18 protein-coding genes are annotated in these 13096 nt (G+C 33.7%); 8 read left to right on the top strand and 10 right to left on the bottom strand.

All coding sequences use genetic code 11. From position 1 onward, the window contains the following. Positions 1–59: 59 nt before the first annotated feature. Genes ACQY2P_RS07970 through ACQY2P_RS07960 form a run of 3 tightly spaced genes read left to right on the top strand, consistent with a single transcriptional unit; the run spans position 60 to position 1876 of the window. Positions 60–803, top strand: coding sequence for an SDR family NAD(P)-dependent oxidoreductase (locus ACQY2P_RS07970; RefSeq protein WP_428326109.1), 744 nt, complete (start codon positions 60–62; stop codon positions 801–803). A gap of 41 nt (positions 804–844) precedes the next feature. Then, complete coding sequence (locus tag ACQY2P_RS07965) at positions 845–1051, top strand: hypothetical protein (RefSeq protein WP_048079092.1); 207 nt, start codon at positions 845–847, stop codon at positions 1049–1051. A gap of 9 nt (positions 1052–1060) precedes the next feature. Next, positions 1061–1876, top strand: coding sequence for a 3'(2'),5'-bisphosphate nucleotidase CysQ family protein (locus ACQY2P_RS07960; RefSeq protein ID WP_428326108.1), 816 nt, complete (start codon positions 1061–1063; stop codon positions 1874–1876). Here ACQY2P_RS07960 and cysC read toward each other — a convergent pair. Beyond that, positions 1868–2383: an adenylyl-sulfate kinase gene (cysC, locus tag ACQY2P_RS07955; protein WP_428326107.1), complete on the bottom strand. Its 516-nt coding sequence runs from the start codon at positions 2381–2383 to the stop codon at positions 1868–1870. The genes ACQY2P_RS07960 and cysC overlap by 9 nt on opposite strands. 36 nt (positions 2384–2419) lie before the next feature. Then, on the bottom strand, positions 2420–2962 hold the full coding sequence (locus ACQY2P_RS07950; RefSeq protein ID WP_428326106.1) for a hemerythrin domain-containing protein: 543 nt from the start codon (positions 2960–2962) through the stop codon (positions 2420–2422). 114 nt (positions 2963–3076) lie between these two features. Between ACQY2P_RS07950 and ACQY2P_RS07945 the strand changes: the two genes are divergently transcribed. Then, positions 3077–4549 (top strand): cation:proton antiporter, encoded by a 1473-nt coding sequence (locus ACQY2P_RS07945; protein WP_428326105.1) that lies wholly within the window; start codon positions 3077–3079, stop codon positions 4547–4549. On the opposite strand, the gene ACQY2P_RS07940 is transcribed toward ACQY2P_RS07945, so the two are convergent. Beyond that, on the bottom strand, positions 4544–5449 hold the full coding sequence (locus ACQY2P_RS07940; protein ID WP_012214407.1) for a transcription initiation factor IIB: 906 nt from the start codon (positions 5447–5449) through the stop codon (positions 4544–4546). The two genes, ACQY2P_RS07945 and ACQY2P_RS07940, sit on opposite strands and share 6 nt — an antisense overlap. A 116-nt stretch (positions 5450–5565) precedes the next feature. On the opposite strand from ACQY2P_RS07940, the gene ACQY2P_RS07935 reads away from it, so the two are divergent. Beyond that, a complete protein-coding gene (locus tag ACQY2P_RS07935; RefSeq protein WP_428326104.1) occupies positions 5566–6507 on the top strand; it encodes a hypothetical protein in 942 nt (313 codons plus the stop codon). Here ACQY2P_RS07935 and ACQY2P_RS07930 read toward each other — a convergent pair. Both ACQY2P_RS07930 and ACQY2P_RS07925 read right to left on the bottom strand, forming a co-directional pair. Further along, positions 6504–6803: a hypothetical protein gene (locus tag ACQY2P_RS07930; protein WP_428326103.1), complete on the bottom strand. Its 300-nt coding sequence runs from the start codon at positions 6801–6803 to the stop codon at positions 6504–6506. The genes ACQY2P_RS07935 and ACQY2P_RS07930 overlap by 4 nt on opposite strands. Positions 6804–7126: 323 nt before the next feature. Further along, positions 7127–7606: an Hsp20/alpha crystallin family protein gene (locus tag ACQY2P_RS07925; protein ID WP_428326102.1), complete on the bottom strand. Its 480-nt coding sequence runs from the start codon at positions 7604–7606 to the stop codon at positions 7127–7129. Positions 7607–7710: 104 nt separating this feature from the next. On the opposite strand from ACQY2P_RS07925, the gene ACQY2P_RS07920 reads away from it, so the two are divergent. After that, positions 7711–7983 (top strand): hypothetical protein, encoded by a 273-nt coding sequence (locus tag ACQY2P_RS07920; RefSeq protein ID WP_048079008.1) that lies wholly within the window; start codon positions 7711–7713, stop codon positions 7981–7983. A gap of 1 nt (position 7984) precedes the next feature. Here ACQY2P_RS07920 and ACQY2P_RS07915 read toward each other — a convergent pair whose 3' ends face one another. Then, entirely contained in the window at positions 7985–8212 is a 228-nt protein-coding gene (locus ACQY2P_RS07915) for a hypothetical protein (protein WP_428326101.1), read from the bottom strand. Between the two features lie 140 nt (positions 8213–8352). Between ACQY2P_RS07915 and ACQY2P_RS07910 the strand changes: the two genes are divergently transcribed. Further along, entirely contained in the window at positions 8353–8544 is a 192-nt protein-coding gene (locus ACQY2P_RS07910) for a DUF1059 domain-containing protein (protein WP_048083100.1), read from the top strand. A 175-nt stretch (positions 8545–8719) separates the two neighbouring features. After that, a complete protein-coding gene (locus ACQY2P_RS07905; protein ID WP_428326100.1) occupies positions 8720–9640 on the top strand; it encodes a transcription initiation factor IIB in 921 nt (306 codons plus the stop codon). Between the two features lie 15 nt (positions 9641–9655). Here the strand turns inward: ACQY2P_RS07905 and ACQY2P_RS07900 are convergent, their stop codons facing one another. The 4 genes from ACQY2P_RS07900 to hsp20 all read right to left on the bottom strand — a co-directional run bounded on the left by ACQY2P_RS07900 (position 9656) and on the right by hsp20 (position 13076). After that, positions 9656–10090, bottom strand: coding sequence for a hypothetical protein (locus ACQY2P_RS07900; RefSeq protein ID WP_428326099.1), 435 nt, complete (start codon positions 10088–10090; stop codon positions 9656–9658). A 71-nt stretch (positions 10091–10161) separates the two neighbouring features. Next, on the bottom strand, positions 10162–10380 hold the full coding sequence (locus ACQY2P_RS07895; protein WP_048083098.1) for a hypothetical protein: 219 nt from the start codon (positions 10378–10380) through the stop codon (positions 10162–10164). 29 nt (positions 10381–10409) lie between these two features. Next, positions 10410–12551 (bottom strand): CDC48 family AAA ATPase, encoded by a 2142-nt coding sequence (locus ACQY2P_RS07890; RefSeq protein WP_428326098.1) that lies wholly within the window; start codon positions 12549–12551, stop codon positions 10410–10412. A 27-nt stretch (positions 12552–12578) separates the two neighbouring features. Next, positions 12579–13076, bottom strand: coding sequence for an archaeal heat shock protein Hsp20 (gene hsp20, locus ACQY2P_RS07885; protein ID WP_428327285.1), 498 nt, complete (start codon positions 13074–13076; stop codon positions 12579–12581). Between the last annotated feature and the right edge of the window lie 20 nt (positions 13077–13096).

The raw sequence follows: 13096 nt of genomic DNA, 5'->3' as shown, positions 1-13096 counted from the left end.
ATTTTATTCGTATTTCTTAAAAATCGATCTATAAATTACGAATTTTCATGTAAAAACTATTGAGTTTATCAGGTAAAGTTGCACTAGTAACTGGCGGAAGCCGAGGAATTGGATTTGCCACTGCAAAAGTTTTGTCAGAAAATGGAGCTAGTGTAGTAATTACAGGAAAAAATCAAGAACGATTAGAAAAATCAGCTTCTGAAATTTCTAATTCATTTGCAATAGTAGCTGATGTTAGAAAAACTGATGATGTAAAAAATGCGGTAAAAAAAACTGTTGAAAAATTTGGTAGATTAGATATTCTTGTAAACAATGCAGGGGTTTTCCCAAGAATTAAAAAACTTCATGAAATTGAAGAAGGAGAATGGAATGAAGTTTTAGATGTGAATCTTACAGGACAATTTAGAGTTACAAAAGAGGCAATTCCTCATTTACAAAAGACATCTGGTTCAATAATTAATATTTCATCAGATGCAGGACTAAAAGCATACCAAGGATTTAATGCTGATGCATATTCTGCAACAAAAGCAGCGTTAATTGTTCTTACAAAATGTTGGGCACTTGAATATTCCAAAGACAAAATCAAAGTGAATTGTATTTGCCCAGGAGTAGTTGATACAGATATGACAAAACCATTTGTTAAAACTCAAAAAGACAGAGATTTCATGGATTCAGAACACCCATTAGGAAGAATGGGTAAACCTGAAGAGATTGCAAAGGCTGTACTGTACTTTGCCTCAGATGATGCATCATGGACTACAGGAGCAATATTAGCAGTAGATGGAGGAGAATCTACAAAATAAATTCACATGAATTTAATAGCACCTGAAGAGAGTGAATTATGTTGAAAGATAGAAAAGCAAAAGCAAAGTTGATTATATTATTAGGAGTTATTTGGATAATTGTGTCATTACCACTTCCTTGGATAATTAACAATCCACTAGTTTCAGAATCTCAATTTTTCACAATTCTTGGCATTATTGGGATTATTTCCATTCCATTTATCGCACTTGGAGTAGTATGGACATTAAAGCCAGAACTTACAACTTAGGAATATATTTTGAAAGACATACCAATTTTAGATAAAATTCCTGAATTAGATATCGCTATCAAAGCAGCCCAAGATGCCGGAAATACAATTTTAGAGATATACAAAGGAGAATTTGAAGAATTTACAAAAAAAGATGATTCTCCAATTACAGAGGCAGATCTAAAAAGTAATGAGATAATCAAAGGAATTCTATCTCAAACAAAGCACAAAATTTTATCTGAAGAAGATAATGATGATCAAACTAGACTATCTGAAGAAACAATTTGGATAATTGATCCATTAGATGGTACTTCTGATTTTATTGACAAAACAGGTGAGTTTACCGTAATGATAGCACTTGTAAAAAATAAAAAACCGATTCTTGGTGTAATAGGGTGGCCAACTGAAAAAATATTATTTGTTGCACAAGAAGGAAAGGGCGCATTTAGGTATTCAAATGAAGAATGGAAAAAAATGACAGTAACTACAACAGGAGAACTTCCAAAATGTAGAACTGTTGGTTCAAGACATCATCTATCAGATAAGGAAAAAGCCTTTATCAAAAAATTAGGAATTGAAGATTTTACAAGTATAGGAAGTTCATTAAAAGTTGGAAAAATTGCTTCAGGTGAAGCTGAGGCATACATTACAACTACAAACAAAATGAAAGAATGGGACTCAGCTGCATCATATTGTATAATTTCTGAGGCAGGAGGAAAAATGACAGATATGTTAGGAAATGAGATTTTATACAACAACAAAGAAGTCCATCATAAAAATGGAATTCTAGTAACAAATGGGATTATTCATCAAACAATAGTTGATGAATTTAAAAAATTAGAGTAGGTTTCTTGATTTAAGAAATTCCTTTACTTTGTTTGCACTATCATCAAGTGATTCATTTTCTGTATCAACTATGAGATCTGCTTTTTCAGGAGCTTCATAAGGATCATCAATTCCTGTAAATCCTTTGATTTCTCCTTTTCTTGCTTTGGCATACATGCCTTTGACATCTCTTTTTTCACATTCTTCTAGTGAACATTTGACATAACATTCTGCAAACTGATCACCTGCATCTACAATCGTTCTGGCATTTTCTCTATTCTCAAGATATGGTGAAACTAGAGATACTGCACTTGGAACGCCATGTTTTAACAATAATTTTGCCAAGTGGGCAACTTTTTTGTTATGTTCATCACGTCCTGCTTTTGAGAAATCTTTTGGAGAGAACCATTCTCTTAGTTCATCTCCATCAAGCATTGCCAAATTTGGGATATCTTTTTGCAAGTCTTTTACGATGGTAGTCTTTCCTGAACATGGAAGACCAGTCATCCAAAGAACAAAAGGTTTCATGTAAAAAATTTCTAATTTGCCCATAAAGAGCTTACGTTAGTTTTTCACCCAAGGTTGGTTTTCCAAGTATTCAATCTCTTTGATCATATCTTCCATTTTTTTGGAAATTGTCATAACTGATTTAAATTGCTCATACATGTCAATTTCTTCTTCTTTTGACAAAACTTCAGCTTCTGCCTTATCAAAGAAATCTTCTTCTTTATTCATATGATCCATCAAATACACAGAATATGTCTTTAGGTATCTTGCAACAGGTTCTCTTGCATCTTCACCTTCCTTCCATCTTTTGAGATGTTTTTTGATTTGTAGAGCAATTCTGCGAGAAAATTCATGTTCAATTAACAATCCCCTAATCTCTTGTTTTAGATGATCATATGTTGCAACACATGGGAAATAGGAATCTTCTTCTCTGGAATAATGAATAGAGTCTAAGAATTCTTCAATAATTAATGTGATTTTATCAATATCAGAAAAAGGAATATCTATTCCAGCATAGAGTTCTGTATAGCATTTTATGATGACTTTTTCTAATCTTCGTATTTGTTTATGATCTTCACGTAATGTCTCAGTACCACTCAAGTGAGAAAATTACATCCTAGTTGATTTAATGTGTATCTAAAATTACTATCGAGCCTAAAAGGGTAACCAAATCTAGTTTAATTTTTATCTGAAGATATCAAGATGCAGTCAGAAGTGAATTTCATAGTATTATCTATTTTGAATTTGATTAGAGGACAGACTAGTGATATCCCGTTGGCCAATTTTGATCCAAGTTTGATTTTTGAAAAATTTACAGAGATCCAGAATTCAGTTGGAACCTTGTCTTCACAAGATGGTTTTATTGCTCCAGCTCATGTAATTTTACTTGCAGCAGGAGTAGTAATCTTTCTTGGTGTTGCAGGTGAAGCATTTTTCAAAAGAACTGGAATTCCCGATGTTGCGTTTTTGATGATTTTAGGAGTTATTTTAGGTCCAGTACTTGGTTTGATTCAACCAGAAGCTGTGATTCAAGTAGTTCCATACTTTGCAGCACTTGCATTGATAATCATCATGTTTGATGGCGGATTGAATTTAGATATCAAACATGTGATAAGGACTGCTCATTTTTCATCAACACTAGCGATTCTTGGTTTTATTTTATCAGTTGCAATGATTTCAATTGCAGCTCATTACGCGTTAGGATGGCTTTGGTTAGAGAGCATTCTGTTAGGTTCAATTGTAGGAGGAAGTAGTTCTGCAATTGTATTTGGACTAGTCAGAAATGTCAAAATTTCAGAAGAAACAAAGTCAATGCTAAGTTTCGAATCAGCATTAACTGATATTTTGGCTACAATAGTAGCATTCATTCTATTTGAGGCAGTACTTGCAGGAACATTTGATTTACAAATATTACAAGAAACTATAGGACGAGCAGTTGTTGTAGGTCTAGTTCTTGGATTTGGTGTAGGAATTCCTTGGATGTACGTATCAACAAAGCTTGGAAATGCTCAACACGCATACATGCTCACATTAGGAATTTTGTTTGTACTGTTCTTCTTGGCAAATTCATTTGGAGAGTCAGGTGCTTTGACTGCACTAGTATTTGGTTTGATGTTAGGAAACAAAAATCACCTAGCACGCATTCTTAGATTTAAACTACCAAAGATTGAGATGGATGATCCAACTCACAACCAACTCACATTTTTGGTAAGAGCATTCTTCTTTGTGTTTGTTGGACTAATGGCAAGTTTTGGACAAATAGAATACATGATATTTGGAATTTTAATAACAATTGCAGTATTCTTTGGAAGAGGAATTGTTGCAAAAGTAACATTAACAAACAGATTCTCCAAATTAGATAAAGCTGTTACAAACTCTATGATTCCTAGAGGATTAGCTGCAGCAGTACTTGCTACTTATCCAATAACTATGGGTCTACCAAATGCTGAAGCATATCCACAAATAATATTCTTCATCATTTTATCATCAGTAATTATTACAACAATTGGAATGGGAAGATCAAAAAATATTCCACCGCCTGATCCAGTAAAAGGTGGATTTGTAAAACCACCTGAAGATCCTGACGATACATCTAAAGATGAATCAGAAAGTACTGAAGATTTTATTGATGAATCAAAAGAAGGTGGATTTGTAAAAAAAGTAAATTCTCAAGAACGAAAATTATAGTTCAAGTGACTCTTTGAGTCCTTTGTATCTGTTTCTAATAGTAACTTCAGTCACGTTTGCAGCCTCGGCAATGTCTCTCTGAGTCTTATCCTCACCATTTTTGACACATGATAGGTATAGTGCTGCAGCTGCCAATCCCATTGGATCTTTTCCTGCAGAAACCTCGTTTTCTTGTGCTTTTTTGAGCACTTTGACTGCATATCTCTTTGTTTTTTCTGCAATTCCAATTCTGCTTGCAATTCTTGCAACACATTGAATTGAATCAGTTACTGGCATCTTCAAGTCAAGTTCTTTGACTAGTAATCTGTAACATCTTGCGATATCTTTTCTTTTGATATTTGCTGCTTGTTCAACATCTTTTAGATTTCTTGGAGTTTCAGTGTCACGACATGCAGCATAAAGTGCTGATGCCATTAGAGCTGAAATGGAACGACCTCTAACTAATCCCTTGTCTAGGGCTTTTCTGTAAATGTAAGCTGCTTTTTCAATTACTGCATCTGAAATTGCTAATTTGTCTTTAAGTCTGTTTAATTCACTAAATGCTTGTCTAAAGTTTCTATCAACTGGTTCATGGACCTGACTTCTACTATCCCATGTTCGTAGTCTCTCAATAGTACTTTTCATAGAAGCTGTTAATGGTCTTCCAGAAGCATCTTTGTTTACTGGATTGATAATTGTTGCAAGACCCATGTCATGCATAGTTAGTGAAGTAGGAGCTCCTGCTCTTGCTCTATCACCATGTTCATCTTGTGTAAAAGAACGCCATTCAGGACCTGCTTCTTGTAATTTTTCAGTAATTACAAAGCCACATTTGGAGCAAAACATTTCTCCTGATTCATTATCAGTAACTAATTTTCCCTGTGCACATCTTGGACAGAGCTCTTTTGTTTTACTTACCATAATTGATTCTGGAATCCTAGGATTGGTGGTATTTATGAATCAACAAGTCATTTTGAGGAATTTTTGAGCCTGTAATTACCCAGAATAGTCATAATGCAGTTGTGATAATAAAAGATATGAATCGGTTCTGGATTGTACCCTTTCTAGTCGGATTATTCTTTCTAATTCCAAGTATTCATGCTGAAACTCTAGTTCAAAATCTAGAAGGAGGAATGGATATTGAAATTACTCATCCTGATGAAATTGTTGTAGGACGAGATGGAATCATCTCAATTTTGATAAAAAATAACGGATGGGAAGAAAAACAAGATATTTCATTTGAGTTTTCAATATCTGAAATCCCAGGATTAATTGTAGAACCAAACAATGTAACAATTGAGAAACTTGCAGAAGGTGGTTCATATGGAGAAAATATAAACCTGAACATTACAAATGATGCTAGTCCAGGAATTCATTTTTTGAACATAAAATATTCTCAAGTATTGGTTTCAAATAATGAAACACCTCAAGATCCATTTTATCATGATATTGCAATTCCAATTACAATAAAAGAAGATCCAAGTGTAACTATTCACACAAAGATACCTGAATCAATTTTTGCAAACGCAGAATTTCCAATTGATGTTGAAGTAGTTTCAGAAGATATCGATATTACAGATGTAAAAATCAAAATTATTCCACCTAAAGATATTGAATTTAGAGGAGAAACAATGCATTCATTTTCTAAAATAGAAAAAAATACTCCTGTTGGAATTACATCACGAATTATCACTCCAACTAATGAAGTAAATACAGAGTACAAGTTACCATTTGAGATTATTGTACAGTATACGGATGATGTTAGAGAAGAAAAAGAAGATTCTCAGACTGTTTCAGTAGTGTTACGACCAAGAACGTTTATGGAATTGACAACTGATGGCGGAATCTGGATTGGAGATTTTTTTATTGCACCTTATGTTAGCCTTGGAACAATTATAGGAATTCCAGCTGGTGCAATCATATCATTATTGGTAAGAAGAAAGACATCTCCAAAAAAGCGCAGAAAGAAAAAAGTCTAAGATTCTAATTTTTCTTTGATATTTTGAATGTATTTTTGGCTATACTCTGTGAATAGTTGGATTTTAGGTTGAGATAATGCCATTGCCCCAGGTCTGCTATTCACATGGGCTTCAGCAGCTTGTTGTTGTTCTAAGAGTTTTTCAAGTTCTTCTTTTGATTGTGATTCTAGTTCTGAAATTAGAGTTGTAAGTTCATTTTCTAAAATTTCTTGAGTATCAGGAACTACAGGTGGTTCAGCACCAATAATCTCTTTTGTGGTGATTTTCCCAAATACTTTTTCATCTAAATAATGCAACAGCCACAAATGGAAAATAGTGTTATAAATTTAATTTGGAAGAATTCCAAGATCTGCGTTGCAGTGCAATCAAATCTTTTATCTTTGAATAGTTTCTGGCTTCATTGATGACTTATTGTATTGGTAAATGCAAAGAGTACAAAGCGCTGAAACCATCACAAATTGGCAGATATGCTGCTGGGCAAAAGAGATGTAATTATTGTGAAGTATTTGTAGAATATGATGGATTGACTTGCCCATGCTGTAATAGACAGTTAAGATGCTTACCTAGAAGTAGAAAGGGGAAAGAAAAGTATCTATCTCAAATTGTAGTTAAAAAACAACTACTGAACTGATACAGATTTCTTCTTTTGGGTTTTTGTAGGTTTAGATTTTGGTAGTGTTATATCCAAAACCCCATCAGTGAGTTTTGCTTTTACCTTAGATGCAATTACATTCTCAGAAAGAGGTAGTGTTCTATAGTAAGAGACCTGACTACGCTCTTTTGTAAGGTAATTTTTCTTCTTTTCTTCAGATTCTTCCTTGTGTTCTCCTGAGATTTCAAGAGAGTTTTCAGTTACATTGAGTTTTATCTCATTTTTCTTTATTCCAGGAACATCCATCTTTACTCGGAATTGTTTTCCTTCATCAATAATATCACAAGATGTATGTGACATTTTTGGCATAGTCATTCTTGGAAATGAAGAAAATGCTTTTTCCATCTCCTTTCTCAAATTATCAATTGATTTGTCAATATCAAACCAACTTGAAGTTTGAAATGGAGATACAGCAGAGCTTTTTTTCATAGGTTTTTTTGTTGCCATAAGTGCTCATACAGTATTTTTTTTTTTGTTAAGTTATTATGACGATTATCAATCTTGAAAACAAGATTCAGATCTACTTATATGAAATCAATACTAGTATAATCATGGCAATACCACCGGATGTAGAAGATTTTGTTGAAAAGCATATCAAATTAATGATATCTCAAACAGAGTCATATCTGCCTTTTATCAAAGTTGCATTTCCATATTCAAAAAATGTAGCTGATGGCGTATACAATCTAATCATAGGTAGTGCTCTGTCTGTATTTGTGAATCAATATGCAATGAGAATGAAAAATCCGACTGTAGAAGATTTTTCAGATTTTGGAAAGATTGCACTAAAGTACAGAGATCAGGTTGATCAATTCTTTAAATAATTTAGGCTAATTCACCTAGAAAATGAACAGTATCATTTGTAACAATTACAGTTCTATCTTTTGGAACACGGAATAGTTTTTTTGCATCATTTGTTTGAACGATTAATTTTGAAAATGGATCTTTGAGTGATTTGTATAGTATTCCTTTATCACCTACAGATTGAGACCAATGAGTGCCCTGAACAAATGAGATTGTTTGATATTTTACAACTTGATATGAATAAACCATTTCTAATCAATTGATATTATCACACTCATTAAGGATTTTCCGGTTATTATTGAGATATTTTAGGTTCAAAATACCTAATTTCGTTTTTGTGTGAAATCAGGTCCATAGTTTTTATAGGTTTGATATTTTTTCCAGACTAAATGACTCTCAAACTAAGATGCGAAGATTATGGTTTTGAATGTCAATATGAAATTGACGAGGAGAAATCTATCAGTACAATTGAGAAATTAAGAAATCATTTTGAAGAAGAACACGGAATTGATTATACTGTTGAAGCAGTTACACAAATGATTCAAAATCGTGGCCACTCTTTAGAATCAATTAAAAAATAATTTTTAAAAAATTTCTTTTTCATTTTTAACATTTAATACAATGTATGTTGTATTGATTTTAATTAGTATATTTTTCTAAAAGATTAGGAATTTTTTGTTTGTAAAGTATAGTTTTGATTACAAAATTTCCTGTAACAATTTATTTTTATTTTATGTTCACTATGTATATTCAATAGTGGTAGAAAATTATTCAAACGATTATGATGTCAAGTGTAAACTAGACGCTTGCAAAACCTACCCTACAATAACAGATTCTGAACGAGGAGAAATTTTTTGTGGGGGTTGCGGTCTTATTCTAGTGCAAAACTTAGCTGATGCATCATATGAAAACAATGGTTACACTCAGGAAGACTTTATGAAGCAAGCCAGAACAGGTCCTGCAACATCACTAACGATGTTTGACAAAGGATTATCAACTGTTATTGGAAACAATAAAGATTCTTCAGGAAACGCGTTATCAAGAAAAACAAAATACGAATTCAACAGACTTAGAACATGGGATCAGAGAAGCAAATCAAGAAAAACTGCTACTTTGAGTAGAGCCTTTACTTTGCTTCATTCAATGAAGACAAAGTTGGGTGTGCCAGATAATGTGGTTGAAAATGCTGCCTACATTTACAGAAAAACTGTTAGTGCAAAATTAACACGAGGAAGAACAATGGCATCATTGATTTCAGCCTCATTGTATGCAGCATGTAGAGAGAACAACATTCCAAGAACATTAGATGATATTGCCGAAGCTGGTAATGTAGAAAGAAGAATACTTTCCCGAGATTTGAGAACCATAATCAAAAAGCTTGAATTGAATCTTAATCAGTATGATACTGCCTCGTTTATCTCAAAAATCTCAAACAACATGAATTTGAAAGAAAAAACAAAACGTGGAGCATTTGAGATACTAAAACACTGTGAAGAAGAAGGAATTACTGCTGGAAAACACCCAGTAGCACAAGCTGCTGCTTCATTATACATTTCATGTATACTTAATGGAGAAAAAGTTAGTCAGAAGAAATTCTCAGTAGAAGCAGGAATTAGTGATGTGACAATTAGAAACAGAACTGCTTTGATTAAGAAAATACTAAAGCTTGATGAGTAGAAAATCCAAAAAATCCTACATGTTAATTGTAGGAGAAATTATTTTTTCATAAAATACATCTTTTAGGCTATTTACCAAATCCATAATTACACGAACTTGTTCCATTGTGATCTGTTCTAAATCCTTTATTCTTTCATGTAATTGGGATATCTGGGATTGTAATCCTAATTTTTCATTTTTTAGAGTAGAGATTTGACCTTGAAGATTTCTGTTTTGTTGTTTTAAATTTTCATTTTCTTCAGTTAATCGTTGAATTTTTTCTGATTCAGTTTCTCCTGGAAATGGTTCAGGAACGGGTTCAGGCTCTGGAATTGGAATTGGTTCAGGCTCTGGTGAAGGTTCTGGAAGTCCTGGGGGTTCAGGCTCTTGATCAGTCTCAGCTGCAAATGAAGGTAAGAAACTAAACAGAACAGTAATTGCAATCAAACCAAATAGAAAAGTAACTCTCATTTTATACCAAAAAGTTTAGGGTAATTTTGTATATGAATATGGTTATTGATTGTTAAGAATGAAAAAGAAGATTATTTGTAGAAATCAGGTTCTTGATCTCTTTTTTGTTTTGGAAGATCATCCATAACAGCTTGAACCACTTCATTGTGATTGTATGTCAAATGTCTGAGAAACTTTGCAGATTCATCTGCTCTAGTTTTCTCATCAGCAAATAACATCTCAGGGCTGCTAAGCTCTGCCATCATTGTATTACATTCTTGGCAGGGATCAAAGTCAAGATACAGTTTCATATTTTGTCTCATTTTCCTTAGTATTTAGACTATTTTATGGATTGAGCAAGTGGTGCCTCTTTTTTTCGAGGCTTTACCTTGTCAATTGCGTCAATTAGTTCTTGTTGAGATATCTTGATGTCTTTGACGTTTTGTGCTTTACCACCAACATATTTTTTGAGAGCTGCAATTGCTGCTCTATTTGCAACTGCTGCAATCTCTGCTCCACTGAATCCGTCAGTCAACTTTACTAGTTTTGCAATGTCTACATCACTTGCAAGTGGCTTCTTTTTGGTGTGAATCTCAAAGATGTTTTGTCTTCCTTTTGTGTCAGGATTTGGAACTTCGATAATTCTATCAAATCTTCCAGGTCGAAGTAGCGCATCATCTACAATGTCTAGTCGGTTTGTTGCACCAACTATCAATACATTGTGTAGTTCTTCTAATCCATCAATCTCAGTTAGAATTTGAGATACCACACTTTCTGTGACATGTGATTCTGAACCACCACTGCTTCTTCTGGGCACAAGTGCATCTACTTCATCTAAGAAGATTATACATGGTGCTGCTTGTCTGGCTTTTCTGAAGATTTCTCTGACTCCTTTTTCAGATTCACCAACCCATTTTGAGAGTAATTCTGGTCCCTTTATGCTGATAAAGTTGGATTCTGTCATTTTTGCAAGTGCTTTTGCAATCAAGGTCTTACCAGTACCAGGTGGACCATGTAACAAAATTCCTTTTGGTGTTTCAACATCAACATAATCAAATGCTTCTTTGTGTTTGATAGGCCATTCAACTGCCTCACGTAGTTCTTCTTTTAGTTCATCAAGACCTCCAACATCATCCCAACTTACATTAGGAATCTGTACTTGAACTTCACGTAATGCGCTTGGTCTAACTTCTTTTAATGCATCTCTAAAGTCTTCACTTGAAATTTCTATTTTTTGAAGAATTTCTGATGAGATTTTATCTTCATCAAGATCAATCTCAGGAAGAATTCGACGTAGTGATCTCATTGCAGCCTCTTTTGATAATACTTCCAAGTCAGCTCCTACAAATCCATGTGTAGTTTTTGAGATTTGTTTAAGATCTACTTTATCATCTATTGGCATTCCACGTGTATGAATTGAAAGAATTTCAAATCTTCCTTCATCGTCAGAAATTCCAATTTCAATTTCTCTATCAAATCTTCCTGGTCGTCTAAGTGCTGGATCAATAGAATCTGGTCTATTGGTAGCTGCAATAACTACAACTTTGCCTCTAGATTTCATTCCATCCATCAAAGTCAAAAGTTGAGAAACTATTCTCTTTTCAACTTCACCTGAAACTTCGTCTCTTTTTGGAGCAATAGAATCTATTTCATCAATGAAGATTATGCTTGGAGAATTCTCTTCGGCTTGATTGAAAATTTCTCTGATCTTCTCTTCACTTTCACCATAGTATTTGCCCATAATTTCAGGACCGCTAAGTGAGATAAAGTGAGCATTAGTTTCACCAGCTACTGCCTTTGCAAGAAGGGTCTTTCCTGTACCTGGGGGGCCATACAACAAGACTCCTTTTGGAGCTTCTACACCTATCTTATCAAATAGTTCTGGATGTCTCATTGGTAATTCTACCATCTCACGAATTTTCTGGACTTCGTTTTTGAGACCACCTAATTCGTCATATGTTATTCTTGGAATAGATGCATCAACTGATTTTGTCATTGTACCGAGTTTGAAGATTGTATTTTCAGTAACTATAACTGGTTTTGATGGTTTGGTGCTAGTTACAATGAATTGTACTCTGCCACCCATCTGTGTGTTAAGTGATAATGTATCTCCAGTTGTAAATACATGATTAAGATAGTTGTAAATCATGTATTCTTGTAATCCTTCAGCAGATATTTTCTCAGTTGGAGACAAAACAATTTGTTCAGCATTAGAAGCTTCAACGGATTTTAAAGAAATCTTATCACCAATTCCTGCTCCAATGTTTTGTCTTGTCATTCCATCAATTTTGATAATTCCTGTTCCATATTCTTCAGGATTTCCTGGCCAAAGTTTTACATGTGTTTTTTTGTTATATATTAATTCTAAGATTTGACCAGTGTTCCATTTTTGATCCTCAATGATTTTTGGATCAATAATTGCTCTTCCTCGTCCAACATGTTGTTGCGGAATTTCATCAACTTTTAAAATAATTTCACTCATTTTTTCACCTCAAAAATTAAGGGGGGTTTATTCAACCTCCACCTTTTTGCCAGTTGGTTTTTCTTCAACTAGTTTAAAGACTAGTTGCAAAATTCCATTTTTGTAGGAAGCCTTTGCAGAGTTTTCATCAACTTTATGTTGTACTGGAACTTTGACATGATATTTTTTATCACCATGTTCTGCAGAAAGATCTACAACTTTGTTGTCAACAACAATTTTGACATCAGTCTTTTCAACTCCTGGCATTTCTGCTATGAGTTTCACAACTTTTTCTTTTTCATCAACTATTGTGTCAACGATTGGTTCTCGTGTATCAGAAGCTGGAAGTCGGCCTGGTTTGACGTTTCCATATTCTTTTACAACAGGTTTTCCATCAGGACCCACGGTCATTGTACAACCATAATAAAATGGGCCAGATTCAGAACCATTTCCCTTGAACTCCTCAAAAATGTCATCTGTGTTAAAAAAAGAACTAGACATTTTTTTGAAGATTCTATCAAATTCACTATCAAAGAACATTGTCATATTCACCTATAGTATGTAAT

This window comes from Candidatus Nitrosopumilus sp., from assembly GCF_965262695.1.
GTDB lineage: Archaea > Thermoproteota > Nitrososphaeria > Nitrososphaerales > Nitrosopumilaceae > Nitrosopumilus.
This window is presented reverse-complemented; position numbering and strand designations above follow the sequence as displayed.

What these genes read in the sequence shown, in the direction of transcription:
- cysC (WP_428326107.1), bottom strand. Translation starts at nt 2,383, where the DNA reads ATGAAACCTTTTGTTCTTTGGATGACTGGTCTTCCATGTTCAGGAAAG.
- ACQY2P_RS07940 (WP_012214407.1), bottom strand. Translation starts at nt 5,449, where the DNA reads ATGGTAAGTAAAACAAAAGAGCTCTGTCCAAGATGTGCACAGGGAAAA.
- ACQY2P_RS07935 (WP_428326104.1), top strand. Translation starts at nt 5,566, where the DNA reads ATGAATCGGTTCTGGATTGTACCCTTTCTAGTCGGATTATTCTTTCTA.
- ACQY2P_RS07925 (WP_428326102.1), bottom strand. Translation starts at nt 7,606, where the DNA reads ATGGCAACAAAAAAACCTATGAAAAAAAGCTCTGCTGTATCTCCATTT.
- ACQY2P_RS07920 (WP_048079008.1), top strand. Translation starts at nt 7,711, where the DNA reads ATGGCAATACCACCGGATGTAGAAGATTTTGTTGAAAAGCATATCAAA.
- ACQY2P_RS07915 (WP_428326101.1), bottom strand. Translation starts at nt 8,212, where the DNA reads ATGGTTTATTCATATCAAGTTGTAAAATATCAAACAATCTCATTTGTT.
- ACQY2P_RS07910 (WP_048083100.1), top strand. Translation starts at nt 8,353, where the DNA reads ATGACTCTCAAACTAAGATGCGAAGATTATGGTTTTGAATGTCAATAT.
- ACQY2P_RS07900 (WP_428326099.1), bottom strand. Translation starts at nt 10,090, where the DNA reads ATGAGAGTTACTTTTCTATTTGGTTTGATTGCAATTACTGTTCTGTTT.
- ACQY2P_RS07895 (WP_048083098.1), bottom strand. Translation starts at nt 10,380, where the DNA reads ATGAAACTGTATCTTGACTTTGATCCCTGCCAAGAATGTAATACAATG.
- ACQY2P_RS07890 (WP_428326098.1), bottom strand. Translation starts at nt 12,551, where the DNA reads ATGAGTGAAATTATTTTAAAAGTTGATGAAATTCCGCAACAACATGTT.
- hsp20 (WP_428327285.1), bottom strand. Translation starts at nt 13,076, where the DNA reads ATGACAATGTTCTTTGATAGTGAATTTGATAGAATCTTCAAAAAAATG.